The following is a 24,750-nucleotide window of genomic DNA, read 5'->3' on the forward strand; positions in this document are numbered from 1 at the left end:
CATAAATAATCTCCATTACCATATCGCAACAATACTGATTCTCATCCAAGCACAACCACCCGATAGAGGCACATCATGTTCGTCTGCGTTTGCAATGCCGTTTCCGACCGCCAAATCCAAGAAACCGTCGCCGCCGGCGCCAACAGCCTGAGCGACCTGCAAGCCACCCTCGGCGTGGCCACCTGCTGCGGCTGCTGCGCCGATTTGGCCGTAGCCTACCTCGGCAAACACGGCGACCAACAAGCTGCCCCCGCCGCCAACGGCAACCTGCAATAAGCCGCCCCACCCCATCATTGACAATGCTGCCCACACACGGCAGCATTTCATTTTCAGCACCGCAGAAGCCCATATTTTCAGGTAGCCTCATCACAGGGAAACACCATGGATCTATTCAACACCCAATCCGTCACCTTCGAACAGCCCACCGCCATGCTCCGCGCCTGCCACGGCAAAGTGCAGCGCTTCTGCGGCCAGCTCAACATGCTGGAAGGCTACCTGAAACAGCACGGCTACAACAACGTGGCCGACCAGAGCATCGCCCAAATCCGGCACTACTTCAACGTCGCCGCCCCGCTGCACCACCAAGACGAAGAAGACTTCTTCCCCCTGCTGCTGCGCCACGCCCCCGAAGCCCGCCCCCTCATCCAAGCGCTCGAAGCCGAACACGACACCCTGCACCGCAACTGGGATGAACTCAACCAACACCTCGCCAGCCTCGCCGACGGCATCCCGCTCAACCCCGAGCTGATTGCCCGCTTTACCGCCGGCTACGACTTCCACATCCCGCGCGAAGAGCAGCTGTTCAAGCTCGGCGAACAAAAAATCCCCCAAGCCGAGCTGCAAGCCATCGGCAAACGCATGGCCGCCAGACGGCAAGGCTGAAACTAGTAAACCTGCGCATACAAAGCAAGAGGCTACCTGAAAAAGCAGCACAGCAAAGTTTCTGCGAAGCCGAAATATTTTCAGGTAGCCCCTTCTATGGCTTATTTGTCGCTCGAATGATCTGCCGGCAAGCTGGAAACTTCCGCCTCAACCGCACTGTCGGCCACCACAGTTTCCGCTACCGGCGCATCTTCATGCGCCAGCTTGGCGGTTTGCGGCAACTCGTCGGGCACATCGGCAGGCTCGGCCACACCTTCCGGCTCTTGGCCTTCCTGCGGCTGGGCTTCTCCCTCGCCGTTGCCGCGCACATTGTGGCTGTAATCTTTGGGCGGGCTGGGCTGCTTGCCCGCCATGATTTCCAGCACTTGGTCTCGATCAATGGTTTCCCACTCCATCAAGGCCTTGCACATGGTTTCCATCTTATCGCGGTTTTCGTCCAAAATCTTATAAGCCACCGCATATTGCTCGTCTAGAATACGGCGGATTTCGGCGTCCACTTCCTGCTGGGTTTTTTCGGAAATGTGCTGAGAACGGGTTACACTGCGGCCAAGGAACACTTCGCCCTCATTTTCGGCATACACCATCACGCCCATTTTCTCGCTCATGCCATAACGCGTGACCATTTCTCGCGCCATCTGCGTGGCCCGCTCGAAATCGTTGGAAGCCCCGGTGGAAATGCGGCCCACGAAAATATCTTCGGCAATGCGCCCGCCAAACAGGATGGAAAGCTGGCTGAGCATTTGGTCTTTATACATGCTAATGCGGTCGCGCTCGGGCAGCTGCCAAGTCAAACCCAATGCCCGGCCGCGCGGCATGATGGTAACTTTGTGCACCGGATCGGTAAACGGCAGGCTCTCGGCCACGATGGCATGGCCGGCCTCGTGGTAGGCGGTGGCGCGTTTTTCGTCTTCGTGCATCACCATGCTGCGCCGTTCCGGGCCCATGTAGATCTTGTCTTTGGCGTCTTCAAAATCGCTTTGATCCACCTTGATTTTGTTGCGGCGGCCGGCAAACAGTGCGGCTTCGTTCACCAGGTTGGCCAAATCGGCGCCGGAAAAACCGGGCGTACCGCGCGCCAACGACATCAAATCCACCGAAGCATCCAGCGGCACTCTTCTGGCGTGCACCTGCAAAATCTGCTCGCGGCCGCGGATATCCGGCAGCGGCACCACCACTTGGCGGTCGAAACGACCGGGGCGCTGCAAGGCCGGGTCGAGCACGTCGGGGCGGTTGGTGGCGGCAATCACGATAACGGTTTGATTGCTCTCGAATCCGTCCATTTCCACCAAGAGCTGGTTCAAGGTTTGCTCGCGCTCGTCGTTGCCTCCGCCCAAGCCTGCACCGCGCTGGCGGCCGACTGCGTCGATTTCGTCGATAAAGATGATGCAGGGCGCGTTTTTCTTAGCCTGCTCAAACATATCGCGCACGCGGGAAGCGCCCACGCCAACAAACATTTCCACAAAATCCGAGCCGGAAATGCTGAAAAACGGCACACCGGCCTCACCGGCAATCGCCTTGGCCAGCAAGGTTTTACCCGTACCCGGGCTGCCGGCCAGCAAAATGCCGCGCGGCACGCGGCCACCCAAGCTCTGATAGCGGTTCGGCGCTTTGAGGTAGTCTACGATTTCCTGCACTTCTTCTTTGGCTTCGTCGCAGCCGGCCACATCGGCAAAGGTTACACGGTTGGCATCCTTATCCAAGAGGCGCGCGCGGCTCTTGCCGAAGGAAAACGCCCCGCCCTTGCCACCGCCGCCGTTCTGCATGCGCATAAAGTAAAACCACGCGCCAATCAGCAGCATCACCGGCAGCAGGTTGAACAGCAGGCCGGTTAGCATGCCCTGTTTCTCTTCCGGGATATAGCGGAAATCAACGTTCTTTTCTTGCAGCAGCGTCAAGAGTTTGTCGTCTATCGGCGCATTGGTGTAGAACTTGGTTTTATCGGTGCGCTCGCCTCTGAGCACATAGCCGTTCAGCAGCGTTCCTTCCATGTCCACTTTGGCGATTTCGCCTTTGTTTACCTGCTGGATAAACTGCGAATAGTTGATTTGTTGTTTGTTTTCTCTTCCGCCCAGCAGTGTTTGAGTCGAGGCAATCAACACCCCGGCCAAAAACAGCCAAACCAAAATCGTTCTGACGGTGTTACGCACGGTAACCAGCTCCTAATTTAATGCCAACAAAAATAAAAACTACTGAAAATACAAATGCCAACGCTATCTTTTATTTTTCCCCAAAAGATACACTTCGCTGGAACGGCTGCGCGAAGCCTTGGGCTTGCGCACCAACACTTGGGCAAACACCCCGCGCATGGCCTGCATATATTCCTGAAAACCCGCGCCCTGAAACACTTTCACCAGCATATTGCCGCCCGTTTTCAGGTGCTCGGCGGCAAAATCCAAAGCCAGCTCGCACAACACATAGCTGCGCGCCTGGTCGGTTACCGCATTGCCCGACATATTGGGTGCCATATCGCAAATTACAAGGTCTAGCTCACGGCCGCCGAGCAGGTTTTCCAGCTGCGCCAACACTTCGTCTTCACGGAAATCGCCTTGGATAAACGACACACCCGCCACCGGCTCCATCGGCAGGATATCGAGCGCGAACACCTGCCCCTGCGCGCCCGCCAGCTTCGCCGCCACCTGCGACCAGCTGCCCGGCGCACTGCCCAAATCGGCCAGCACCGTGCCGTTTTTGATCAGCTTGTCTTTCTCGTTGATCTCCAGCAATTTGTATGCCGCGCGGGCACGGTAGCCGTCTTTCTGCGCTTGGTGCACATAAGGGTCGTTCACGTGCTCGTTGAGCCAGGTTTTGGATGATTTGGAACGGGGCGGCATAGGAAATCCCAAGCAAAAAACGGCTGCATTGTAGCCGAACGGGCAAAAGGCTGCCGAAGTTTTTCAGGTAGCCGATAAGGCTACCTGAAAACGGGCTTCCCACAGAAAGGCGGGGTTCTGCAAAGCCATAGCGAAAGTTAAGTGAATCCGCTATAAAATTTTCAGGTAGCCTTTTTGTGTTTGGCTAAACGGTTTAGACATTAAAGCTTTCGCCGCAGCCGCATTCGTTTTTCACGTTGGGGTTGGCGAACTTGAAGCCTTCCTGCAAACCTTCTTTGGTGTAGTCCAGCTCGGTGCCGTCGAGATACACCAGGCTTTTGGGATCGACGAACACTTTCACGCCGTGCCCTTCAAACACCACGTCTTCCGGCTGCACTTCATCCACAAATTCAAGCGTGTAGGCCATGCCGGAGCAGCCGCTGGTTTTCACGCCCACGCGGATGCCTTCGCCTTTGCCGCGCTTGGAAAGGAAGCTGCTGATGTGGTCGGCGGCTTTTTGGGTGAGGGTAATCATATGGTTTCCTTATGGTTTAATCTGTTGTGAGGCTACCTGAAAAATAGTTTGTGTGCGGCCTGCGCCTTGCTTCGCAGGTGCCGATATTTTCAGATAGCCTTCCGCCCTACTCTGCGCTTTCCGCCTGCCGCCGCTTGGCCCAAGCCACGGCGGTTTGCATGGCGGCGCGGGATTGCGGGCTGTTTTTCCAGCAGCTGCTGCCGGTGAGCGCGGCGCCCTGCTCCAGCATGTCGTTTACTTCGGCGGCGGCGAGCTTGGCCACGCTGTCCAAGCCCATTTGCTGCAAACGCTGCAATACGGTTTTGCCGATGCCTTTTTCGGCGAGCAGAGATTGGGTTTCTTCGGCGGAGAACATGGCGGATTTAGCGGGCGGGGGTGATGGTGCCGGCGGCGCAGTCGATGAGGTTGTCGCGCTCGATTTGGCCGTTTTGGGTGTTGTAGGCTTGCGAGCGGGTGGTGTAGCCGTCGCGGTAGAGCATGCGGGTGCGCAGCCTGCCTTGTTCGTCGTAGCCGTTCGACCAGCCTTCGGCCAGGCCGTTGGCGTTGAGCTCGACGCGGGCGCTGGTTTTGCCGTTGGCGTAGAAGGTTTCCAGATACTGCGAGGCGTAGCCGTTGCGGGCAACGGTGCGGTAGTAGCGGGCGTTGCGTTTGGAGGTGAAGGCGCCGTTGGGTGTGCCGGCGGGCAGCGGGTAGTTGGCGGCTTCGACTTTGCGGCAGGAGTTGCGCACGAGCATGGCGCTCATGGCGTTGGTGGCGCGGTTGGACAGGGTGCGCTGGCCGGTTTTGACGGGGATGCCGTTGTCGAAATTTTCGATGGCGCAGCCTGAGGCGAGCAGGAAGACGGCGGCGGTGAGGGCGAGTGTTTTCATGGTGGGCTTTCGAAGTGAAACGGGGAAATCGGCTGAGGTGTGCGGCGGATTTTCAGGTAGCCTTTTTCAGGTAGCCTATTTGAGCTGGCTGTCTTTGCTGCCGCGACGGTTGTAGGCGAGGCGGAACTGCTGCTGTTTGTCGGCTTCTTCTTGGCAGGCAATGCACAGGCGCACGCCGGGCAGGGCTTGGCGGCGGGCTTCGGGTATCGGCTCGCCGCATTCGTCGCATTCGCGGGCGCTCTCGCCGCTGGGCAGGTTTTGCCGGGCGGCGGCGAGTGCGTCGTCTAAATTGGCGTCGATTTGCGCCTGTTCCGCGCCGTCGGGCGCCCAGCCGCCGGCCATCTTAGGCTCCGTGTTTCTTTTTGTAGTCGGCCACAGCGGCTTTCACGGCGTCTTCGGCGAGGATGGAGCAGTGGATTTTCACGGGAGGCAGTTCCAGCTCTTCGGCGATTTCGCTGTTTTTAATGGCGAGTGCGTCATCCAAGCTTTTGCCTTTCACCCATTCGGTAATCAGGCTGGAGGAAGCGATGGCGGAGCCGCAGCCGTAGGTTTTGAATTTGGCATCTTCGATGATGCCTTGGTCGTTCACTTTGATTTGCAGGCGCATCACGTCGCCGCAGGCGGGCGCGCCCACCATGCCGGTGCCGACGGATTGGTCGTTTTTGTCGAACGTGCCGACGTTGCGGGGGTTTTCATAATGATCGATGACTTTGTCGCTGTATGCCATGATGGTTTCCTTTTTGTTTGAGATGTGGTGGTTTGTGGTGTTTAGGTGTGGAGGCTACCTGAAAACGTAGCTTCAACGAAGTGGATCGATGTCCTGCGAAGCAAGGCTGAGTTTCTGCGAAGCTAAATCGCAGCTTCAACGAAGCTAAAAATATCCACTGCCAAGCAGTGCAAACGGGGCAGCTAGATTTTGCACGCGCCGCCTTCGCAGCCGTCGTCGTTTTCGGAATCGACGCCGCCTTCTACGGTTACGCCGTCAAAGTCTTCAAGCAGGCTATCGAGGTTGTCGAGATCTAAATCGTCTTTTTGGCTCATGGAGTGTCCTTGGTTTGTTAGTCTTCAGGCTACATAAAAAAGGAGTTTTCTTTTTGTTGAGTTTACAACCCAAGTTATGCTTACTCAATTCAAGAGTCATTAGATTTATGTAGCAACTCTAGATTCTGACTTATCACTTGCAACTGCTCTAGTTGCAAGTGAATCTGTAGTTTCTGTAACTCTGTATCTGGTGGCAATTTAGTTAAAATCATCTCTCTCTAACCAAAGAAGTCAATGGCTCTCCAATAGCCTTTTTAAAATTAAACCCTAATAACTGAAGAATTGTTAATGTTTCTTTCGAAACTAATGGAGATAAAATCTTCACTGCATTATTTAATTCTTCATGACTTTGTCCATTAGCTTCCATCAAAGATTGAATCTTAGGAATTAAACTAGAAGTAATATAATTTAATTCACTCTCATTAATTTTTTGAGCAGATATTTCTTGTTGATATGCCTGAGCAATCTGAGTTAATTCATTTTTATCAGCAATTAAATCTTGTATAATTTCCTCTAATTGATTAATTGTTTCTTTATCATCCTTTTTTATTTTTATAGATTGTATTTTCGCTAAAATTGCAGAAGCAGTGTTTTTGGTTAATGTTTCCGTTAACCGAACTCCAAGTTCAATAATTTGCTGTTCCATATTCTTAATGCTCTGCCCATTCCACCGTATTCAAATCAATCCCTTCCTTAAACATCTCCCACAAGGGCGACAGTTCGCGCAGTTTGCCGATTTTGGATTTAATCAGCTCGGCGGCGTAGGCAGCTTCTTCTTCGGTGGTCATGCGGCCGAAGGTGATGCGCAGCGATGAATGCGCCAATTCGTCGTTGCGGCCGAGCGCGCGCAAAACGTAGCTGGGTTCGAGACTGGCCGATGTGCAGGCCGAGCCGCTGGATACGGCGAGTTCCTTCACTGCCATAATCAGGCTTTCGCCTTCCACGAAGTTGAAGCTGACATTCAGGTTGTTCGGAGCGCGGTGTTCGAGGTCGCCGTTGATATAGACTTCTTCGATGCCTTCGATGCCTTTGAGGAAGATGTCGCGCAGTTTGCGGTAGTGCGCCATGTCTTGTTCGAGTTCTTCTTTGGCGATGCGGAAGGCTTCGCCCATGCCGACAATTTGGTGGGTCGGCAGGGTGCCGCTGCGGAAGCCGCGTTCGTGGCCGCCGCCGTGCATTTGCGCTTCGAGGCGCACGCGCGGTTTGCGGCGCACATACAGCGCGCCGATGCCTTTGGGTCCATAGACTTTGTGGCCGGACATGGACAATAAATCCACTTTGCCGGCTTCCACATCCACCGGCACTTTGCCGCAGGCTTGGGCGGCATCCACATGGAAGATGATTTTGCGTTCGCGGCAGATTTCGCCGATGGCGGGAATGTCCTGCACCACGCCGATTTCGTTGTTCACCCACATCACGGAAATCAGGATGGTGTCGGGGCGGATGGCGGCTTTGAGCTCGTCCAAATCAATCAGGCCGTTTTCTTTCACGCCGAGATAGGTTATTTCAAAGCCTTGGCGTTCCAGTTCGCGCATGGTGTCGAGCACGGCCTTGTGTTCGGTTTTGACGGTGATGAGGTGCTTGCCTTTGGATTGGTAGAAGTGCGCCGCGCCTTTAATGGCGAGGTTGTCGGACTCGGTCGCGCCGCTGGTAAAGACGATTTCTTTCGGGTCGGCGTTAATCAGGGCGGCGATGTCGGCACGGGCTTTCTCCACGGCCTCTTCCGCCACCCAGCCGAAGGCGTGGCTGTTGGAGGCGGGGTTGCCGAAGGTTTCGGTCAGATAGGGGATCATTTTTGCGGCCACGCGTTGGTCAACGGGGGTGGTGGCGGCGTAGTCGAGGTAGATGGGGGCGTGTTTGGTCATGATTGGCTCTTTGGTTGGTGGTGTGTGGTTATCGGATATGGGTTAAATCTACTGTGGCGGTATGATGTGGCGGGTTTGCTTTTTATCAAGCACGTCTTGCAGGGAAACGCTGTGCAGGTAGTCGTTGATGGTGCGGTTTAGGTTTTCCCACAAATCGTGGGTGAGGCAGGGCATGCCTTCGCGGCAGTTGCTTTGCCCGCCGCAATGGGTGGCGTCGAGCTTGTCTTCGGCGGCGTGGATGATTTCGCCGATGTTGATGAGCTCGGGCTTTCTGCTGAGCAGGTAGCCGCCGCCGGGCCCGCGCACGCTCTCCACCAGGCCGGCGCGCCGCAGCTTGCCGAAAAGCTGCTCCAAATAGGAGAGGGAAATATGCTGCCGGCCGCTCACGGCGTTGAGGCTGACGGGGTTTTCGCGCCCGTACAGTGCCAAATCGAGCATGGCGGTTACGGCAAAACGGCCTTTGGTGGTCAATCGCATAGGGCTGGTGTGTGTACTGCGTCTTGGGAGGCGGATTGTCTAATACCCAAGTAATTTAGTCAAGTATAGCGGGCTTAGTTTTTCTCAATGCAAAAGGCTACCTGAAAACGGTTTGACGCGTTTTCAGGTAGCCTTCGAGATGCATGGTTGGCTTCTCCTTTTTCAGGTAGCCCAAGCCCTCATTTTTCCAAACCAGATAAACAGACTACCTGAAAATGCCAAATGCCGAAAGCAAATCCCGTTTAATTGGAGAAACCTTCCAATATTTGGAGAAACCACATCGTGTTCACCGCATAAATCACGCCGAAGCCGAGCGGGATGGTGGCAAACCACAATGCGCCGGCCGGCATGCGCTGCCAGATTTTGGGCACAAAAGGCATCAGCACGGTTACGCCTGCAAACGTGAATATCGCCCACGGAATGCCCAGCCAGGCAGAAAACGAGAAATCGGTCAGCCACCCAATCAGCATGCAGCCGATACCGATATAGGCGAGATAATCCAATGCTTTGGATGACGGTGCTTTCATCATAGTTATCGCGGAATGATTCAGGCTACCTGAAAACTATTCAAGCCGTTTTCAGGTAGCCTTTGCCCTGCCCTGCTATGCGGCCGGGCTTATTGGGATTTTGCCTGCCAAGTGTCGCGCAGGCCGACAGTTTTGTTGAACACCGGTTTCTCGGCCGTGTGGTCTTTGCGGTCGGTAACGAAGTAGCCGGTGCGCTCGAACTGCCAGCGGCTTTCGGCAGGCAGGCCGTTGGCAAAGGGCGCGGGCTCGGCGTAGGCGGTGATTTCTTTGGCCGATTCGGGGTTGAGGAATTGGGTAAACGGCAGATATTGGCCGTCTTCGCCGCGCACGGCGTCGGGGCGCTCCACGGTGAACAGGCGGTCGTAGAGGCGCACGGTTACGGGCACGGCGGTGTCGGCGGCCACCCAGTGGATCACGCCTTTCACTTTGCGGCCTTCGGGGTTTTTGCCCAGCGTGTCGTAGTCGATGCTGCATTTGAGCTCGACGATATTGCCCGCCGCGTCTTTCACCACTTCGTCGCACTTCATCACATAGCTGTGGCGCAGGCGCACTTCGCCGCCCAAAGTCAGGCGTTTCCAGCCTTTGGGCGGGTTTTCGCTGAAATCGTCGGCTTCGATATACAGCTCGGGGGCGATTTTCAGGCTGCGGCTGCCCATGCTTTCGTTGTTCGGGTGGTAGGGCGCGGTGCGGCTTTCGGTTTGAGCTTCATTATAATTGGTGAGCGTTACCTTAATCGGGTTGAGCACGGCCATCATGCGCGGCGCGGAGTTTTCCAACTCTTCGCGGATTGCGCCTTCCAACACGCTCATATCGACCACGTTTTCAGATTTGGAAATACCCGCACGTTTGGCAAACAGGCGCAGGCCTTCGGGCGTGTAGCCGCGGCGGCGCATACCGGAAATGGTCGGCATGCGCGGGTCGTCCCAGCCGGAAACGTGGCCTTCGGCAACGAGCTGGTTCAGCTTGCGTTTGGAGGTGATGGAATACAAAAGCTCCAAACGGGAAAACTCGTATTGGCGCGGGCGGGTGGCGTGCGGCGCGGGGATGTTGTCCAACACCCAGTCGTAAAGCGGGCGGTGGGCTTCAAATTCGAGCGTACACAGGGAATGCGTGATGCCTTCAATGGCATCGGAAATGCAATGCGTGTAGTCGTACATCGGGTAGATGCACCATTTGTCGCCGGTGTTGTGGTGGTGGGCGCGGCGGATGCGGTAGATGACGGGGTCGCGCATATTGATGTTGCCTGATGCCATGTCGATTTTCAGGCGCAGGGTTTTGCTGCCGTCGGGGAATTCGCCGTTTTTCATGCGCGTAAACAGGTCGAGGTTTTCTTCGACGCTGCGGTCGCGGTAGGGGCTGTTTTTGCCCGCTTCGGTGAGCGTGCCTCGGTATTCGCGCATTTCTTCGGGTGTCAAATCATCGACATAGGCTTTGCCGTCTTTGATTAAACCGACGGCGTAGTCGTAAAGCTGGTCGAAATAGTTGGATGCGAAACGCGGCTCGCCTGCCCAATGGAAACCGAGCCACTCGACATCCTCTTTAATGGCATTGACGTATTCGTCGTTTTCCTTTTCGGGATTGGTGTCGTCGAAACGCAGGTTGCACAGGCCGTCATAAATATAGGCCAAACCGAAGTTCAGGCAGATGGATTTGGCGTGGCCGATGTGCAGGTAGCCGTTGGGTTCGGGCGGGAAGCGGGTTTGGATGGCGGTGTGTTTGCCGCTTTTGAGGTCGTCTTCGATGATGGTGCGGATGAAGTGGTTGTCGGCGAATTGGTCTTTGTTGAGCATGGTTTGGGGCTACCTGAAAAATAATGATATGGGGCGGATTTTACCCGAAAGCGCGGGCGGCTGTCAGATGCGGCATGGGCTAAAATTTTTCAGGTAGCCTCTATGTCATCCAAGGCTACCTGAAAAATATGGCGGGCTGAGGGCTAATCCGCCAGCGAGAAATTGGGGTGCGCGAGCAGCTCGGCCTTTTTCTTGGCGAAGCCTTCGGCATCGATGGCGCGTGTGGCGTGCTCCAGCAGGCGCACGCGGAAGCCTTCGGAGAGCGCGTCGGCAATGCTGAAATACACGCAGAAGTCAGCAGCCAATCCCACCACATCGATATCGGTTACGCCGTGGGCGCGCAGGTAGTCGGCGAGCCGGGTGTTGTGGCGGCGGCCGTTGTCGTAGAAGGCGCTGTAGCTGTCGGTGTGCTTGTCCATGCCTTTGCGGAACACGGCGGCGATGGGCGCGGTGTTGAGCGCGGGGTGAAACTCGGCGCCGCTGCTGCCGGCAATGCAGTGGTCCGGCCACAGCACTTGCTCCAGGCCGTGCAGGTTGATGATGTCGAAAGGCTGTTTGCCGGGGTGGGCAGAGGCGAAGCTTTCGTGGCCGGCGGGGTGCCAGTCTTGCGAGGCGACCACCAGCGGGTAATCGCCGATGATGCGGTTTACCGGCTCAACGATGGCGTCGCCCCCGGCCACGGGCAGGCGGCCGCTTGGCATGAAGTCGTTTTGGATATCGATTAGGAGCAGTGCGCGCATGGGGGTTCCTTTTGTGTGGAGTGAGGCGGATATTTTTAGCTTCGCTGAAACTAATGTTTTCAGGTAGCCTGTTCGCGAAGAAAGGCTACCTGAAAAACATTATAGCAGCAAATCAGTGCATCACACGCCGCGCAGCAAATCGTTCACGCTGGTTTTGGCGCGGGTTTGCGCATCCACCTTTTTCACAATCACGGCGCAGTAGAGGCTGTGCGAGCCGTCTTTGCTCGGCAGGCTGCCGGACACCACCACCGAGCCGGCAGGCACGCGGCCGTAGTGAATTTCGCCCGTTTCGCGGTCGAAAATCTTGGTGGATTGGCCGATATACACGCCCATGGAAATCACGCTGCCCTCTTCCACAATCACGCCTTCCACGATTTCGCTGCGTGCGCCGATGAAGCAGTTGTCTTCAATGATGGTGGGCGAAGCCTGCAAAGGCTCCAGCACGCCGCCGATGCCCACGCCGCCGCTCAGGTGCACGTTTTTGCCGATTTGCGCGCAGGAGCCCACGGTGGCCCAAGTGTCCACCATCGTGCCTTCGTCCACATAGGCGCCGATGTTCACATAAGAAGGCATCAACACCACATTCTTGCCGATAAAGCTGCCGCGCCGGGCCACCGCACCGGGCACCGCACGGAAGCCGGCCACCTGAAACTGCTGCGGAATCCAATCGGCAAACTTGGTGGGCACTTTGTCGAAATACTTGCTCACGCCGTCGCTGGATACTTCATTGTCTGCAATGCGGAAAGAGAGCAGCACGGCCTTCTTCGCCCACTCGTTTACCTTCCATTCCCCCACGCCCAGCCGCTCGGCCACGCGCAGGCTGCCGGAATCCAAACGGTACAGGGTTTCCAGCACAGCTTCCTTCACTTCGGCGGAAACGCTGGCCGGGGTGATTTCGGCGCGCTGTTCAAATGCGGTTTCGATGGTGTTTTGTAATGACATGGTTTTTCCTTATGATTGGGTTGGATGGGGAAAGGGAAGGCTACCTGAAAACGATCAATCGGATTTTTCAGGTAGCCTGAAAGGGGCGTATTGTGCCATGCAAAACGCTTCTTGCGAACTGCCTTCACCAGTTTATGCCCTGCCGCTTGAGCAGGTGCGAAGTAATCGGCTTGTCCAGCGGCTGCGCCGTCAGCTCGGAGAGGGCCGCCTGGAAGTCGTCGAACGGCACGGTTTGCGAGCCGAAACGCGCCAGGTGCGGCGTATCCTGCTGGCAGTCGATCAGCCTGATGCCGCAGCGTTGCAGAAACGGCACCGCGCAGGCAAAGGCGATTTTGGAAGCATCGCTCTGCCAGGCAAACATCGATTCGCCGAAAAACACCCGCCCGATCTGCACGCCGTAGAGCCCGCCGGCCAACACCAGCCGCCCGTCTTCATCGGGATACCAGCATTCAAACGAATGCGCGCGGCCGAGCCGGTGCAGCTCGGTGTAGGCTACCTGAAAATTCGGCGCAATCCAACTGCCGCCCTGCCCCGGCCGCGGCGTGGCGGCGCAGGCGGCAATCACGGCCAGGAAGTTTTGATTGGCGGTAACCGCATAGGGCTTGTGCCACAGCGTTTTGGCCAGCGAGCGGCCGATGTGCAGCCGCTCGGGGTAGAGCACAGTGCGCGGCGCGGTGGCAAACCAAAAAAACAGGCCACCCTCCTCATGCCACGGGAAGATGCCCTGTTTGTATGCTGCCAGCAGCCGCTCTGCCGACAAATCCCGGCTCAGCGCCACCAAGCCCTCATGTGCGGCGATGGCCGGGCGCGGGTCGGGAAATTGCAGGCAGTCCGCCGCGAGCAGCGGAATATCTGTATGGTTTTGATTGGTCATTAAATGAACCCCGGCCTGCGGTTTCTATCGCCAAAGCATTGAGCTGCTTCCGCGAAAAAGCTACCTGAAAACGGCAAGCCGCCGCCGGGCGGTCGTCTCCTAAAGATGGTGTTTCTGCTGGCAGGCGCTGCACACGCCGTAGAGATACAGCGCGTGATCCACGATGCGGTAGCCGTTTTCCTCGGCAATCTGGCCTTGCAGGCTCTCGATGGTCGGGTTGTGGAATTCGGTTACCTTGCCGCATTTCACGCACACGATGTGGTCGTGGTGGTCGCCCTTGTTCAGCTCGTATACCGCCTTGCCGCTCTCGAAGTGGTGGCGCAGCAGGATGCCGGCCTGCTCAAACTGGGTGAGCACGCGGTAGATGGTGGCCACGCCGATTTCCACGCCTTCGTCCAACAGGATGCGGTACACATCCTCGGCGCTCAGGTGCTCTTCGGCATGGGTTTCAAACAAATCCAGAATTTTCAGGCGCGGGCCGGTAACTTTCAGGCCGCTGCCTTTGAGTTGTGCGATGTTATTTTCCATGATGTATGCATATCACTATCAGTCAATAGTCGTTATAATACGCACTTTTAATGCGCTTGCCCACTCTCTGCCCGCTGATTGCCCGGCAAAGGCGGCGGCGCCCCGGCCCTGTTTCCCGTTTTTCGAAAGGTCAAGTTGTGAACAAATCCCTTTGCCTGGCTCTGGCCGCCTGCCTCGGTTTGGCCGCTTGCAGCACCGAGCGCCTGGCCCGTTTCCCTTCCTACAAACTCACTATCGTGCAAGGCAACGAGCTGGATTTGCAGGCCGTGGCCGCCCTGCGCCAAGGCTTGGGCAAAGAGCAGGTGCAGCACCTGCTGGGCACGCCGCTGCTGCGCGACCCGATGCATGCCAACCGCTGGGATTACGTGTTTGAAGTGAGCCGCGGCGGCAAAGTGCGCGAACGCAAAAACCTCACCCTGCATTTCGATCAAAACGATTCCCTGGTGCGCGCCGAAGGCGACGTGCTCAATGAGCTGCGCCAACAGCAGCCGCAGCAATAAACCCGATTGGCAAATCCAATCGCCACCCTGTTTCCGCCCCGATTGTTAAGGAGCAAATATGTCCGCCCCCATCAAAATCGCCATTGCCGGCGTAAACGGCCGCATGGGCAAAATGCTGGTTGAAGCCGTGGAGCAAAACCCGCACACCGTGCTCACCGGCGCGCTGGAACACGCCGGCTCCGAAGCGCTGGGCCTGGATGCCGGCTACGCCTCCGGCCTAAAAACCGGCGTTATTATCAGCAGCGACACCGATGCCGCGCTCGCCGATTGCCAAGTGCTCATCGACTTCACCCGCCCGGCCGTTTCAGGTAGCCTTCTGCTCGTTTGCACCAAACGCGGCATCAAAATGGTAATCGGCACCACCGGTTTCGACGAAGCCGGCAAAGCCGCCATCGCCGCTGCCGCCGAACAAACCGCCGTGGTGTTTTCCGCCAACTACAGCGTCGGCGTAAACCTCACCTTCCACATCCTCGACACCGTGAGCCGCGTGCTGAACGAAGGCTACGACATAGAAATCATCGAAGCGCACCACCGCCATAAAGTCGATGCTCCCAGCGGTACCGCCCTGCGCATGGGCGAAGTGATTGCCCACGCCCTCGGCCGCAACCTGAAAGATTGCGCCGTGTACGGCCGCGAAGGCCACACCGGCGCGCGCGATCCGCACACCATCGGCTTTGCCACCGTGCGCGGCGGCGACATCGTGGGCGACCACACCGCCCTCTTCGCCGGCGAAGGCGAGCGCGTGGAAATCACCCACAAAGCCTCCAGCCGCATGACTTTTGCCGCCGGCGCCGTGCGTGCCGCCGTGTGGCTGCAACACCATGACCGCGGCCTCTACGACATGCAAGACGTATTGGGCTTGAAAAACCAGTAATCCGCCCATATAGCCTGCCGCAGCAGCCAACGCTGTCCCTCAAACCATCACACCACAGGACACCTCATGACCCGCACCGTACACTGCATCAAACTGGGCAAAGAAGCCCCCGGCCTCAAATTCCCGCCTCTGCCCAACGAGCTGGGCAAGCGCATCTTCGACAACGTATCGCAAGAAGCCTGGGACGCCTGGACGCGCCACCAAACCATGCTCATCAACGAAAACCGCCTCAGCCTGGCCGACCCGCGTGCCCGCCAATACCTCGCCCAGCAGATGGAAAACTACTTCTTCGGCGACGGCGACGCCGACACCGTGCACGGCTACGTTCCGCCCGCCGAGTAAACCAAACACAGAAGGCTACCTGAAAATCCCAACGCAGATTTTCAGGTAGCCTTCAGGCCTGTTACCGCCACAGCATTCCCTTTCCAACCGCAGCCGATTCCGCCATGATTCCCAGCGAATTCATCGACGAGCTGCTGGCCAAAACCGACATCGTCGACATCATCGACGAGCACGTGCCGCTGAAAAAAGGCGGCGCCAACTACATGGCCTGCTGCCCGTTTCACAAAGAGAAATCTCCCTCCTTCTCCGTCAGCCCGAGCAAGCAGTTCTACCACTGCTTCGGCTGCGGCGCACACGGCTCGGCCATCGGATTCGTGATGGAATACCAAGGCTTGGGCTTCACCGAAGCCGTGCAATACCTCGCCGACCGCGCCGGCATGGTCGTGCCGCAGCAGCGCGGCCGGCAGGAAAGCGCCGACGAACGCGCCCGCCGCAAACAACGCCAGCAAACCCTGGAAGACACCACCGCCCAAGCCGCTGCATTCTACCAACGCGAACTGGCCGCCAGCAAAGCCGCCCAAGGCTACCTGAAAAAACGCGGCCTCTCCGCCGAAATCATCGCCCACTACGGCTTAGGCTACGCCCCCGACAGCTGGCGGCCGCTGGCGCAAAGCTTCAGCCCCTACCCTTCCGAAGCCCTGGTAAACAGCGGCATGGTGATCGAAAAAGACGGCAGCCACTACGACCGCTTCCGCCACCGCATCATGTTCCCCATCCGCAACAGCAGCGGGCAGGTGATCGGCTTCGGCGGCCGCGTGCTCGACGATTCCAAACCCAAATACCTCAATTCACCCGACACCCCGCTGTTCGACAAAGGCAAAAACCTCTACGGCCTGCACGAAGCGCGAGCCGCCGTGAAGGAAGCCGGCCGCATTTTGGTGGTGGAAGGCTATATGGACGTGGTGGCACTGGCACAGTTCGGCATCGGCTACTGCGTGGCCGCGCTCGGCACCGCCACCACCGCCGAGCACGTCAAAATCCTGATGCGCCACACCGACAGCGTCTATTTCTGCTTCGATGGCGACGCCGCCGGCCGCAAAGCCGCCTGGCGCGCCTTGGAAAACGCCCTGCCCCAGCTCAAAGACGGCAAATCGCTGCATTTCCTCTTCCTGCCCGAAGGACACGACCCCGACAGCTACGTGCGCGAACACGGCCGCGAGCGTTTTGAAGATATGCTGTTGCATCAGAGCAAACCGCTCTCCGCCTATTTATGGGATGCGCTCACCGAACATCTAGACCTGCACACCCAAGAAGGCAAGGCCGAGCTGGTGAAAACCGCCGCCCCCCTGCTTACCCAGATTACCGCCCCCGCCCTAGCCTTCCTGCTCAAGCAAGAGCTGAGCAACCTGGTGGGCATCGATCCGGCCAATCTGGCACACCTGATGGGGCAGGAAGCCCCCAAGCGCCACGTTGCCCAACAGCGCTACACCCTGCCGCGCCAAACCTTCCGCCAGCCGCAAATGCTGAGTTTGGCGCAAAAACAAATCCGCAGCCTATTGATAAATCCGCAATGGGCTGCATATATCGACTTACCCGACCATCTGGAGCTGGATGCCGACGTGGCCTGCCTGAGCGTGATGGCTGCCCATGTGCGCTGCAGCCAAGCCCCGCTTTCCAGCGCCGGATTGATGGAAGCCATGCGCAACACCCCCTATTACGGCAGTATCTGCCACATCATGCAGTCCGGCACGGACAGCGGCCACTTCGAGGGAGGTAGTGAAAACGATGCGCAGGAATTCCAATCGGGTATGCATAAACTGATGGCCTCGCTGAAATCCCAACAAGTTGAAGCGTTGAAACGCAAACGCATCGCCCAAGGCCTGAGCGATGACGAAATCAAACTGCTACGGGATTTGCTGAAGCATCCTTCCCCCCACAGCGACGGGCAGCCCTAGGCGGCCGCACCGTCCCCTTTTAGTTAGCCCATGTGAAAAACGAGAGAAACATGTCCGAACAGAACAATCCCGCCACCGAAGAACAAGAAGGCAACCGCCCGCTGACTCCCGAAGAGCAGCGGGCGCGGCTCAGACAGCTGATTCTGCAAGGCAAAGAGCGCGGCTACATCACCTATGCCGAAATCAACGATGCCCTGCCCGACGATATGTCGGATGCCGAGCAGATCGACAATATCGTCAATATGATTTCCGGCCTGGGTATTCAGGTAACCGAAGAAACGCCCGACAGCGAAACCCTGCTGATGGCAGACAACACGGCCAACATGACCGACGACGACGCCGTGGCCGAAGCCGAAGCCGCCCTTTCCAGCGCTGATTCCGAATTCGGCCGCACCACCGACCCGGTGCGCATGTATATGCGCGAAATGGGCCAAGTGGATTTGCTCACGCGCGAAGACGAAATCGTCATCGCCAAAAAAATCGAAACCGCCCTGCGCAACATGATTCAGGCCATTTCCGCCTGCCCCGGCTCCGTGGCCGAAATCCTCGCCCTCATCGAGCAGGTGCGCAACGACGAAATCCGAGTGGACGAAGTGGTGGAAGACATCATCGACCCGCACGAAGAGCTGCTCGACGAGCTGGGCATCGGTGTGGACAAATCCGAAGAATCCAGCCCCGATACCGATTTGGAAGAAGACAATAGCGAAGAAGATTCCGAAGACGAAGAAGACACCGAAGAAGAAGATGCCGGCGCCGTATCCGCCGCCAATCTGGAAGAGCTCAAACAAAAAGTGTTGTCGCACTTCGAAGGCATCCAGGCCACCTACAAAAAAATGGTGGCCGCGCTCAACAAACACCACAGCCAGCACGCCTCATACCTGGAATTGCGCAACTCCATTGCCGACCAACTATTGAACGTGCGCTTCACCACCCGCCAAATCGAAACCCTGAGCGACAATCTGCGCACCCGCGTAGACAACATCCGCCGCCTGGAACGCGAAATCCGCGACATCTGCCTCAACCGCGTGCACATGGATCGCGATTATTTCATCGAAAACTTCCTACCCAACATCACTGATCTGGGCTGGATAGAAACCGAAATCGGCAAAAACCGCGTGTGGAGCGAAGCCCTGAGCCGTTTCCAATACGCCATCATCGAGAAGCAAAACATCCTGATCGAGCAGGAAAAACACGCGCAAATCTCGATTGCCGAGCTGAAAGAAATCAGCAAAAACATGGTGGCCAACGAGAAAGAAACCGCCGCCGCCAAGCAGGAAATGATTCAGGCCAACCTGCGCCTGGTGATTTCCATTGCCAAGAAATACACCAACCGCGGCCTGCAATTCCTCGATTTGATTCAGGAAGGCAACATCGGCCTGATGAAAGCGGTGGACAAATTCGAATACCGGCGCGGCTACAAATTCTCCACTTATGCCACCTGGTGGATCCGCCAAGCCATCACCCGCTCGATTGCCGACCAGGCGCGTACCATCCGCATCCCGGTTCACATGATTGAAACCATCAACAAAATGAACCGCATCTCCCGCCAGTATCTGCAAGAAACCGGCGAAGACCCGGATGCCGCCAAGCTCGCCGAGCTGATGGAAATGCCGGAAGACAAAATCCGCAAAATCATGAAAATTGCCAAAGAGCCGATTTCCATGGAAACCCCCATCGGCGACGATGACGACAGCCACTTGGGCGACTTCATCGAAGACGTGAACAACGTTGCCCCTGCCGATGCCGCCATGTATTCCAGCCTGCGCGAGGCCACCAAAGACGTGCTGGAAAGCCTCACCCCGCGCGAAGCCAAAGTATTGCGCATGCGCTTCGGCATCGACATGAACACCGACCACACGCTGGAAGAAGTGGGCAAACAGTTCGACGTTACCCGCGAACGCATCCGCCAAATCGAAGCCAAAGCCCTGCGCAAGCTGCGCCACCCCACCCGCAGCGACCGCCTGCGCAGCTTCCTGGATAGCGAGGAAAACAAGTAGTAATCCCTTGCTAGGCAAGCGGCTTATCGGTACAATGCCGCCCTTTCTAGCCGGGTCTGTAGCTCAGGGGTTAGAGCAGAGGACTCATAATCCTTTGGTCGCTGGTTCGAGACCAGCCAGACCCACCAGATTTAATTTGGTTTTTCAGTCAGTTAAGTTGTTTCAACTGCTTGTCCGCGTTTTGCTGGTTTTGGACTTCGGCAAAACTTTGGACTAACCAACACAAACCAGCCGCAATCTCCAGCGATTGCGGCTGGTTTTGTTTTACACCACCCACCCCACGGAATAAATTTCGCAGCAACCCAGGCTACCTGAAAACAACTAAAGCGCACTAACTTTTCAGGTAGCCTTAACCAGAGGCTGCCTGAAAATACCGCGGCGTTTCCGTGCAGCTAAATTTTTCTGCTAGGCTCGAACACACAAAGCAAGTTTCCCCACGATAAAACGCAAAGCAGCATTGCCATCGCCCCACTTTTTCAGGTAGCCTTTGGCCAAACAGGGAGAGAATCGTTATGCCAAACAAGCCATTGCCCGGCCACAGCCATCACCACGACCATGCCCACGACCACGCGCACAGCCACATCCCGCAAAACCGCCAAATCCTCGCGCTCAGTTTTGCCGTTATCACCGGCTATATGGTGGTGGAATTCCTTGGCGGCTGGTATTTCAACAGCTTGGCGCTGATGGCCGACGCCGGCCATATGGCCAATGACAGCCTGTCGCTGCTGCTCGCCTTGCTGGCGCTGTTTCTCTCTGCGCGGCGGCAAAAATGGCTGGCGCTGGCCAACGGCGCATCTTTGGTGCTGGTGGCGGCGATGATTTTGCGGGAAGCGGCCGAACGCTGGGCGGCACCCGCCGAAATGTTGGCGCTGCCGATGCTGGCGGTGGCGTGCACCGGCCTGCTGGTGAATCTTTTCGTGGCTTGGCTGATGATGAAGGGCGACCATGCCAACCTGAATGTGAAAGCCGCCTATCTGCATGTTTTGGCTGACTTGTTCGGCTCGGTGGTGGCGATTGTGTCCGGGCTGGCGGCCTGGCTGCTGGGCTGGCAGTGGGTGGATGCCGTGGCCAGCGTGTTGCTGTCGCTGCTGGTGCTGAAAAGCGGCTTGGGCGTGGTGCGGCAGGCTTGGCGGGAGTTGGGGGCGTAGCGGCCGGGCAATGGCGCAGCCATCGGCAGTAAAGGCTACCTGAAAAAAATGGGCTATGCTTTTTCAGGTAGCCTTTGGTGTTGAACCGGCTGAATCAATAGGCGATTTTCAGGGTTTCTTCGGCAATGCCGGCCACGGCGGGGGAGCGGCTCATGGCGAGTTTTTCTTCGGCGGAGAAGCCGATGGTTTCGCCGTCGGGCAGCGGGTCGGGCATGAGGGCAGCGGAACAGAAGAGGCCGTTTACTTAGAAGCTGAGGATGCCTTCTTCCAGGCTGGGTTCTTCGCCGGCGTCGGGGCGGATGCCCTATTCGTGTTGCAGGGTGTGGAGGAAGCGGGCGTGGTCGAATTGGTTTTCTTGCAGCAGGACAAAACCTTGGGCGTGGCGCATGGGGTTCTCCGAGTGAGGGGAAAGGATGGGCGGCAATATAAGGGGGATGGCGGCAAAAAGGCTACCTGAAATATTTTTCAGGTAGCCTTTTGCTGGCGATACGGCAGCTTACAGGATGATTTGTTTGCCGTAGCCTTCTAAAATTTCTTTAATTTTCAGCACGGTTTCTTTGGGCGGGGGATGCACGCCTTTGAGCTTGTATTCGTCGCCGCAGAGCTCCCATTTGTAGGCGCCGAGCTCGTGGTAGGGCAGGATTTCCACGGTGTCCACATTGCCCATGTCGGCGATGAATTCGCCGAGCAGGTGGGCAGAGCGTTCGTCGTCGGTGTAGCCGGGCACAACGACGTAGCGCACGCGGGTGGGCTGGTTGCGTTCGGCCAGATATTTGGCAAAGCGCAGGGTTTTGGTGTTGGGGATGCCAACCAGCACTTTGTGGATGTCGGGATCGATTTGTTTTAAATCGAGCATCACAAGATTAGTGTGGTCGAGCAGGTCTTCAAGGATGTGGTCGTAGTGCAGGACGTAGCCGTTGGTATCGAGGCAGGTGTGGATGTCGTGCTTGCGGCAGGCAACGAACCAGTCACGGACGAAGGGGTATTGCAGCAGGGGCTCGCCGCCGGTGGCGGTTACGCCGCCGCCGGTGGCGCGGAAATAGTGTTGATAGGAAAGGACTTTCTTCATCACCTCGGGCACGGTAAGCTTTTGTTCTTTGTCGGTGTGCCTGTCCCAGGTGTCGCGGTTGTGGCAGTAGAGGCAGCGCATGAGGCAGCCTTGCATGAAGAGGACGAAGCGGATGCCGGGGCCGTCTACGGCGCCGCCGGTTTCGATGGAGTGCACGTAGCCGATGCCGTTGTAGAGCTTGGGATTGACTTCGTCGTTGGCGTCGGCGGAAACGGGCTGGATGGGGATGGTGGACATGATGTTGGGTGGTTTAGGTGGTTGGAATGGGTGTGCTCTTATTTTTCAGGTAGCCTCTAAACCTGCCGGAAGGCTACCTGAAAACCAGAATAAGGCGGGCTGCGATTATAGTGAATTTATGGGCGGACTGCCTGAAAAACCAGAAGGCTACCTGAAAAATATCGCGCGGGGAAAATAAAAGTGCCGGAAGCTTGTTCCGGCACTTTCTTTCTTCACTGCAACACGTTTGCCATCAGATTACATGTGGCTGGTGAAAGTGCGGGTTACCACGTCTTGCTGCTGCTCGCGGGTGAGCGAGTTGAAACGCACAGCATAGCCAGACACGCGGATAGTGAGCTGCGGATATTTTTCCGGATGATCCATGGCTTCCAACAGCATTTCGCGATTGAGCACGTTCACGTTCAGGTGTTGACCGCCTTCGATTTCGCCGGCTTCGTGGTGGAAGTAGCCGTCCATCATACCGGCCAGGTTGCGTTCGCGGGAGGCTTCGTCTTTGCCCAGCGCGCCGGGGATAATGGAGAAGGTGTAGGAAATACCGTCTTTGGCAAACTCAAACGGCAGTTTAGCTACGGAAGTGAGCGAAGCCACAGCGCCGTTCACATCACGGCCGTGCATCGGGTTGGCACCCGGGCCGAACGGAGCGCCGGCGCGGCGACCGTCGGGGGTGTTACCGGTTTTCTTGCCGTACACCACGTTGGACGTAATAGTCAACACAGACTGGGTTGGGATGGCGTTGCGGTAGGTCGGGTGGGTGGCCACTTTCTTCATGAAACGCTCTACCAGGTCGCAGGCGATGCTGTCTACGCGATCGTCGTTGTTACCGAACTGCGGGTATTCGCCTTCGATTTCGAAGTCTACGGCAATGCCGTTTTCGTCGCGGATCGGTTTCACTTTGGCGTATTTGATGGCAGACAGGGAGTCAGCAGCCACAGACAGACCGGCAATCCCGCAGGCCATGGTGCGGCGCACGTCGCGGTCGTGCAGCGCCATCAGGGCGGCTTCGTAGCTGTATTTGTCGTGCATGTAGTGGATGCAGTTCAGCGCGGTCACATACTGGGTGGCGAGCCAATCCATGAATTTATCCATGCGTTCGAACACGGTATCGTAGTCGAGCACTTCGTCTTTAATCGGCTCGGTTTTCGGGCCGACTTGGTCTTTGGATTTTTCGTCCACACCGCCGTTGATTGCGTACAGCAGGGTTTTGGCCAAGTTGGCGCGCGCACCGAAGAACTGCATGTGTTTGCCCACTACCATCGGGCTCACGCAGCAGGCGATAGCGTAGTCATCGCTGTTGAAGTCCGGGCGCATCAGGTCGTCGTTTTCGTATTGGATAGACGAAGTATCAATAGACACTTTGGCGCAGAATTCTTTGAAGCCCTGCGGCAGTTTTTCAGACCACAATACGGTGATGTTCGGCTCGGGAGACGGGCCCATGTTGTACAGGGTGTGCAGCACGCGGAAGTTGGTGCGGGTTACCAGCGTGCGGCCGTCCAAGCCCATGCCGCCAATGGATTCGGTGGCCCAAATCGGGTCGCCGGAGAAGAGCTGGTCGTATTCGGGGGTACGCAGGAAACGAACCATACGCAGTTTCATTACCAAGTGGTCAATGAATTCCTGAGCCTGGGTTTCGGTGATCACGCCGTTTTTCAGGTCGCGTTCGATGTAGATATCCAAGAAGGAAGACACGCGGCCGAAGCTCATGGCGGCGCCGTTTTGCGATTTCACGGCGGCGAGGTAAGCGAAGTAAGTCCATTGGATGGCTTCTTGCGCGTTTTTGGCCGGGCCGGAGATGTCGTAGCCGTAGGAAGCGGCCATTTCTTTCATCTGTTTCAGCGCAATGTGCTGCTCGTTGATTTCTTCGCGCAGGCGAAGGACACTTTCCAAGTTTTTGCCGGCTTCCAAATCGGGCTGCAAAGAATTATATTGCTCGGTTTTGTCTTCCATTAAGCGATCGATACCGTACAGGGCCACGCGGCGGTAGTCGCCGATGATGCGGCCGCGGCCGTAGGCATCCGGCAGGCCGGTGAGCACGCCTGATTTGCGGCAACGGCGGATGTCGGGAGTGTATACGTCGAACACGCCCTGGTTGTGGGTTTTGCGGTATTTGGTGAAGATTTCTTCCACTTCGGGATTGAGCTCAACACCGTAAATCTTGCAGGAATCTTTCACCATCTTCAGGCCGCCGAAGGGCATGATGGAGCGTTTCAACGGCTCGTCGGTTTGCAGGCCAACGATGGTTTCCAAATCTTTGTCGATGTAGCCGGGGCCGTGGCTGGTGATGCCAGACACCACTTGGGCGTCGATTTTGTAGGGGGCGTGGGTTTTGTTTTCAACCTTGATGCCTTCCATCACTTCTGCCCACAGCTTAGTAGTGGCTTCGGTGGCCGGCGCCAAGAAGCTGCCGTCGCCTTCATAGGGCGTGTAGTTTTTCTGGATGAAATCACGCACATCAATGTGGTTTTCCCAGTTGCCGCCGACAAAACCTTCCCATGCGGCCGGGCGTTCTGATGCTGTTGTAGCCATAATTGAACCTCCTGATAGTTAGTAAAGAAACAACGCGAAAAAATTAAATCTCAAAACAGTGGAAGCATAGCATTGTCTGTGCCTCCTTGGGCGCGAAACTCTAAAGTATTCGCGCAAAGCTTAACCTAAATCAAACCATGAAAAAACTTCTCTTTATTATCAATGCACTGGATAAGGGCATTTTATAAGCTTTTTATGACTTAGCTCAATAAAACTATCTCCTTGAATATCAGATATATTATCTCAAATTCACGCCGCCTTTCCAAGTGTTGATATTAATAGTCT

General features: G+C 56.8%; 28 protein-coding genes, 1 tRNA gene and 1 pseudogene. 10 read left to right on the forward strand and 20 right to left on the reverse strand.

The window, feature by feature from the left end; genetic code table 11:
- Window positions 1–75: 75 nt before the first annotated feature.
- The gene (locus LG371_RS00200; protein ID WP_225747441.1) at window positions 76–276 is read left to right on the forward strand and encodes a bacterioferritin-associated ferredoxin; all 201 of its coding nucleotides are present in this window, start codon (window positions 76–78) and stop codon (window positions 274–276) included.
- A 105-nt stretch (window positions 277–381) separates the two neighbouring features.
- A complete protein-coding gene (locus LG371_RS00205) occupies window positions 382–882 on the forward strand; it encodes a hemerythrin domain-containing protein (protein ID WP_225747442.1) in 501 nt (166 codons plus the stop codon).
- A 101-nt stretch (window positions 883–983) separates the two neighbouring features.
- On the opposite strand, the gene ftsH is transcribed toward LG371_RS00205, so the two are convergent.
- The 17 genes and pseudogenes from ftsH to fur form a co-directional block, all read right to left on the reverse strand.
- Window positions 984–3,029, reverse strand: a complete 2,046-nt coding sequence (ftsH, locus tag LG371_RS00210) for an ATP-dependent zinc metalloprotease FtsH (protein WP_225747443.1) — start codon at window positions 3,027–3,029, stop codon at window positions 984–986.
- Between the two features lie 63 nt (window positions 3,030–3,092).
- Window positions 3,093–3,713, reverse strand: coding sequence for an RlmE family RNA methyltransferase (locus LG371_RS00215; RefSeq protein WP_067593567.1), 621 nt, complete (start codon window positions 3,711–3,713; stop codon window positions 3,093–3,095).
- 193 nt (window positions 3,714–3,906) lie between these two features.
- On the reverse strand, window positions 3,907–4,227 hold the full coding sequence (gene iscA / locus LG371_RS00220) for an iron-sulfur cluster assembly protein IscA (protein WP_067593564.1): 321 nt from the start codon (window positions 4,225–4,227) through the stop codon (window positions 3,907–3,909).
- A 106-nt stretch (window positions 4,228–4,333) separates the two neighbouring features.
- Window positions 4,334–4,582, reverse strand: coding sequence for a recombinase RecA (locus tag LG371_RS00225; protein ID WP_067593561.1), 249 nt, complete (start codon window positions 4,580–4,582; stop codon window positions 4,334–4,336).
- A 7-nt stretch (window positions 4,583–4,589) separates the two neighbouring features.
- Window positions 4,590–5,096 (reverse strand): hypothetical protein, encoded by a 507-nt coding sequence (locus LG371_RS00230; protein WP_225747444.1) that lies wholly within the window; start codon window positions 5,094–5,096, stop codon window positions 4,590–4,592.
- Between the two features lie 75 nt (window positions 5,097–5,171).
- On the reverse strand, window positions 5,172–5,438 hold the full coding sequence (locus tag LG371_RS00235) for a DksA/TraR family C4-type zinc finger protein (RefSeq protein WP_067593555.1): 267 nt from the start codon (window positions 5,436–5,438) through the stop codon (window positions 5,172–5,174).
- Between the two features lies 1 nt (window position 5,439).
- The gene (iscU, locus tag LG371_RS00240) at window positions 5,440–5,823 is read right to left on the reverse strand and encodes a Fe-S cluster assembly scaffold IscU (RefSeq protein ID WP_067593552.1); all 384 of its coding nucleotides are present in this window, start codon (window positions 5,821–5,823) and stop codon (window positions 5,440–5,442) included.
- Between the two features lie 182 nt (window positions 5,824–6,005).
- Window positions 6,006–6,137 (reverse strand): hypothetical protein, encoded by a 132-nt coding sequence (locus LG371_RS12180; RefSeq protein WP_255593005.1) that lies wholly within the window; start codon window positions 6,135–6,137, stop codon window positions 6,006–6,008.
- Between the two features lie 208 nt (window positions 6,138–6,345).
- Window positions 6,346–6,783 carry a hypothetical protein gene (locus tag LG371_RS00245; protein ID WP_225747445.1) on the reverse strand — a complete coding sequence of 146 codons (438 nt, stop codon included), beginning with the start codon at window positions 6,781–6,783 and terminating at the stop codon, window positions 6,346–6,348.
- A 4-nt stretch (window positions 6,784–6,787) separates the two neighbouring features.
- Window positions 6,788–8,002, reverse strand: a complete 1,215-nt coding sequence (locus tag LG371_RS00250; protein ID WP_225747446.1) for an IscS subfamily cysteine desulfurase — start codon at window positions 8,000–8,002, stop codon at window positions 6,788–6,790.
- A 28-nt stretch (window positions 8,003–8,030) separates the two neighbouring features.
- Window positions 8,031–8,479 (reverse strand): annotated as a pseudogene (locus LG371_RS00255) (Fe-S cluster assembly transcription factor).
- A gap of 242 nt (window positions 8,480–8,721) precedes the next feature.
- A complete protein-coding gene (locus LG371_RS00260) occupies window positions 8,722–9,009 on the reverse strand; it encodes a hypothetical protein (protein WP_225747448.1) in 288 nt (95 codons plus the stop codon).
- An 86-nt stretch (window positions 9,010–9,095) separates the two neighbouring features.
- Window positions 9,096–10,796, reverse strand: a complete 1,701-nt coding sequence (locus LG371_RS00265) for a glutamine--tRNA ligase/YqeY domain fusion protein (RefSeq protein WP_067593539.1) — start codon at window positions 10,794–10,796, stop codon at window positions 9,096–9,098.
- A 143-nt stretch (window positions 10,797–10,939) separates the two neighbouring features.
- Window positions 10,940–11,536 carry a bifunctional nicotinamidase/pyrazinamidase gene (gene pncA, locus LG371_RS00270; protein ID WP_067593536.1) on the reverse strand — a complete coding sequence of 199 codons (597 nt, stop codon included), beginning with the start codon at window positions 11,534–11,536 and terminating at the stop codon, window positions 10,940–10,942.
- Between the two features lie 120 nt (window positions 11,537–11,656).
- Window positions 11,657–12,478, reverse strand: coding sequence for a 2,3,4,5-tetrahydropyridine-2,6-dicarboxylate N-succinyltransferase (dapD, locus tag LG371_RS00275; protein WP_067593535.1), 822 nt, complete (start codon window positions 12,476–12,478; stop codon window positions 11,657–11,659).
- A 124-nt stretch (window positions 12,479–12,602) separates the two neighbouring features.
- Window positions 12,603–13,352: a leucyl/phenylalanyl-tRNA--protein transferase gene (gene aat / locus LG371_RS00280; protein ID WP_225747449.1), complete on the reverse strand. Its 750-nt coding sequence runs from the start codon at window positions 13,350–13,352 to the stop codon at window positions 12,603–12,605.
- Between the two features lie 99 nt (window positions 13,353–13,451).
- Window positions 13,452–13,880 carry a ferric iron uptake transcriptional regulator gene (gene fur / locus LG371_RS00285; protein ID WP_067593529.1) on the reverse strand — a complete coding sequence of 143 codons (429 nt, stop codon included), beginning with the start codon at window positions 13,878–13,880 and terminating at the stop codon, window positions 13,452–13,454.
- Between the two features lie 137 nt (window positions 13,881–14,017).
- Here fur and LG371_RS00290 point away from each other — a divergent pair, with 137 nt between their 5' ends.
- The 7 genes from LG371_RS00290 (at window position 14,018) to LG371_RS00320 (ending at window position 20,636) form a co-directional block, all read left to right on the forward strand.
- Window positions 14,018–14,380, forward strand: coding sequence for an outer membrane protein assembly factor BamE (locus LG371_RS00290; RefSeq protein ID WP_225747450.1), 363 nt, complete (start codon window positions 14,018–14,020; stop codon window positions 14,378–14,380).
- 58 nt (window positions 14,381–14,438) lie between these two features.
- A complete protein-coding gene (gene dapB, locus LG371_RS00295) occupies window positions 14,439–15,254 on the forward strand; it encodes a 4-hydroxy-tetrahydrodipicolinate reductase (RefSeq protein ID WP_225747451.1) in 816 nt (271 codons plus the stop codon).
- A 66-nt stretch (window positions 15,255–15,320) separates the two neighbouring features.
- Window positions 15,321–15,596: an oxidative damage protection protein gene (locus tag LG371_RS00300; RefSeq protein WP_197904208.1), complete on the forward strand. Its 276-nt coding sequence runs from the start codon at window positions 15,321–15,323 to the stop codon at window positions 15,594–15,596.
- A gap of 104 nt (window positions 15,597–15,700) precedes the next feature.
- Window positions 15,701–17,491, forward strand: a complete 1,791-nt coding sequence (gene dnaG / locus LG371_RS00305) for a DNA primase (protein WP_225747452.1) — start codon at window positions 15,701–15,703, stop codon at window positions 17,489–17,491.
- 50 nt (window positions 17,492–17,541) lie between these two features.
- On the forward strand, window positions 17,542–19,488 hold the full coding sequence (gene rpoD, locus LG371_RS00310; protein WP_225747453.1) for an RNA polymerase sigma factor RpoD: 1,947 nt from the start codon (window positions 17,542–17,544) through the stop codon (window positions 19,486–19,488).
- 52 nt (window positions 19,489–19,540) lie between these two features.
- Window positions 19,541–19,616 (forward strand) — tRNA-Ile (locus LG371_RS00315).
- A 384-nt stretch (window positions 19,617–20,000) separates the two neighbouring features.
- A complete protein-coding gene (locus LG371_RS00320) occupies window positions 20,001–20,636 on the forward strand; it encodes a cation diffusion facilitator family transporter (RefSeq protein ID WP_225747454.1) in 636 nt (211 codons plus the stop codon).
- A 94-nt stretch (window positions 20,637–20,730) separates the two neighbouring features.
- On the opposite strand, the gene LG371_RS00325 is transcribed toward LG371_RS00320, so the two are convergent.
- Window positions 20,731–20,850, reverse strand: a complete 120-nt coding sequence (locus LG371_RS00325; protein WP_218916366.1) for a DUF4261 domain-containing protein — start codon at window positions 20,848–20,850, stop codon at window positions 20,731–20,733.
- Window positions 20,851–21,132: 282 nt separating this feature from the next.
- Complete coding sequence (pflA, locus tag LG371_RS00330; protein ID WP_156503551.1) at window positions 21,133–21,942, reverse strand: pyruvate formate lyase 1-activating protein; 810 nt, start codon at window positions 21,940–21,942, stop codon at window positions 21,133–21,135.
- Here pflA and LG371_RS00335 point away from each other — a divergent pair.
- On the forward strand, window positions 21,926–22,120 hold the full coding sequence (locus tag LG371_RS00335; protein WP_225747455.1) for a hypothetical protein: 195 nt from the start codon (window positions 21,926–21,928) through the stop codon (window positions 22,118–22,120). The two genes, pflA and LG371_RS00335, sit on opposite strands and share 17 nt — an antisense overlap.
- Window positions 22,121–22,179: 59 nt before the next feature.
- On the opposite strand, the gene pflB is transcribed toward LG371_RS00335, so the two are convergent.
- Window positions 22,180–24,465: a formate C-acetyltransferase gene (gene pflB / locus LG371_RS00340; RefSeq protein ID WP_067593503.1), complete on the reverse strand. Its 2,286-nt coding sequence runs from the start codon at window positions 24,463–24,465 to the stop codon at window positions 22,180–22,182.
- Window positions 24,466–24,750 lie beyond the last annotated feature (285 nt).

Source organism: Eikenella sp. Marseille-P7795 (assembly GCF_916618725.1).
GTDB classification, from domain to species: Bacteria; Pseudomonadota; Gammaproteobacteria; order Burkholderiales; family Neisseriaceae; genus Eikenella; species Eikenella longinqua.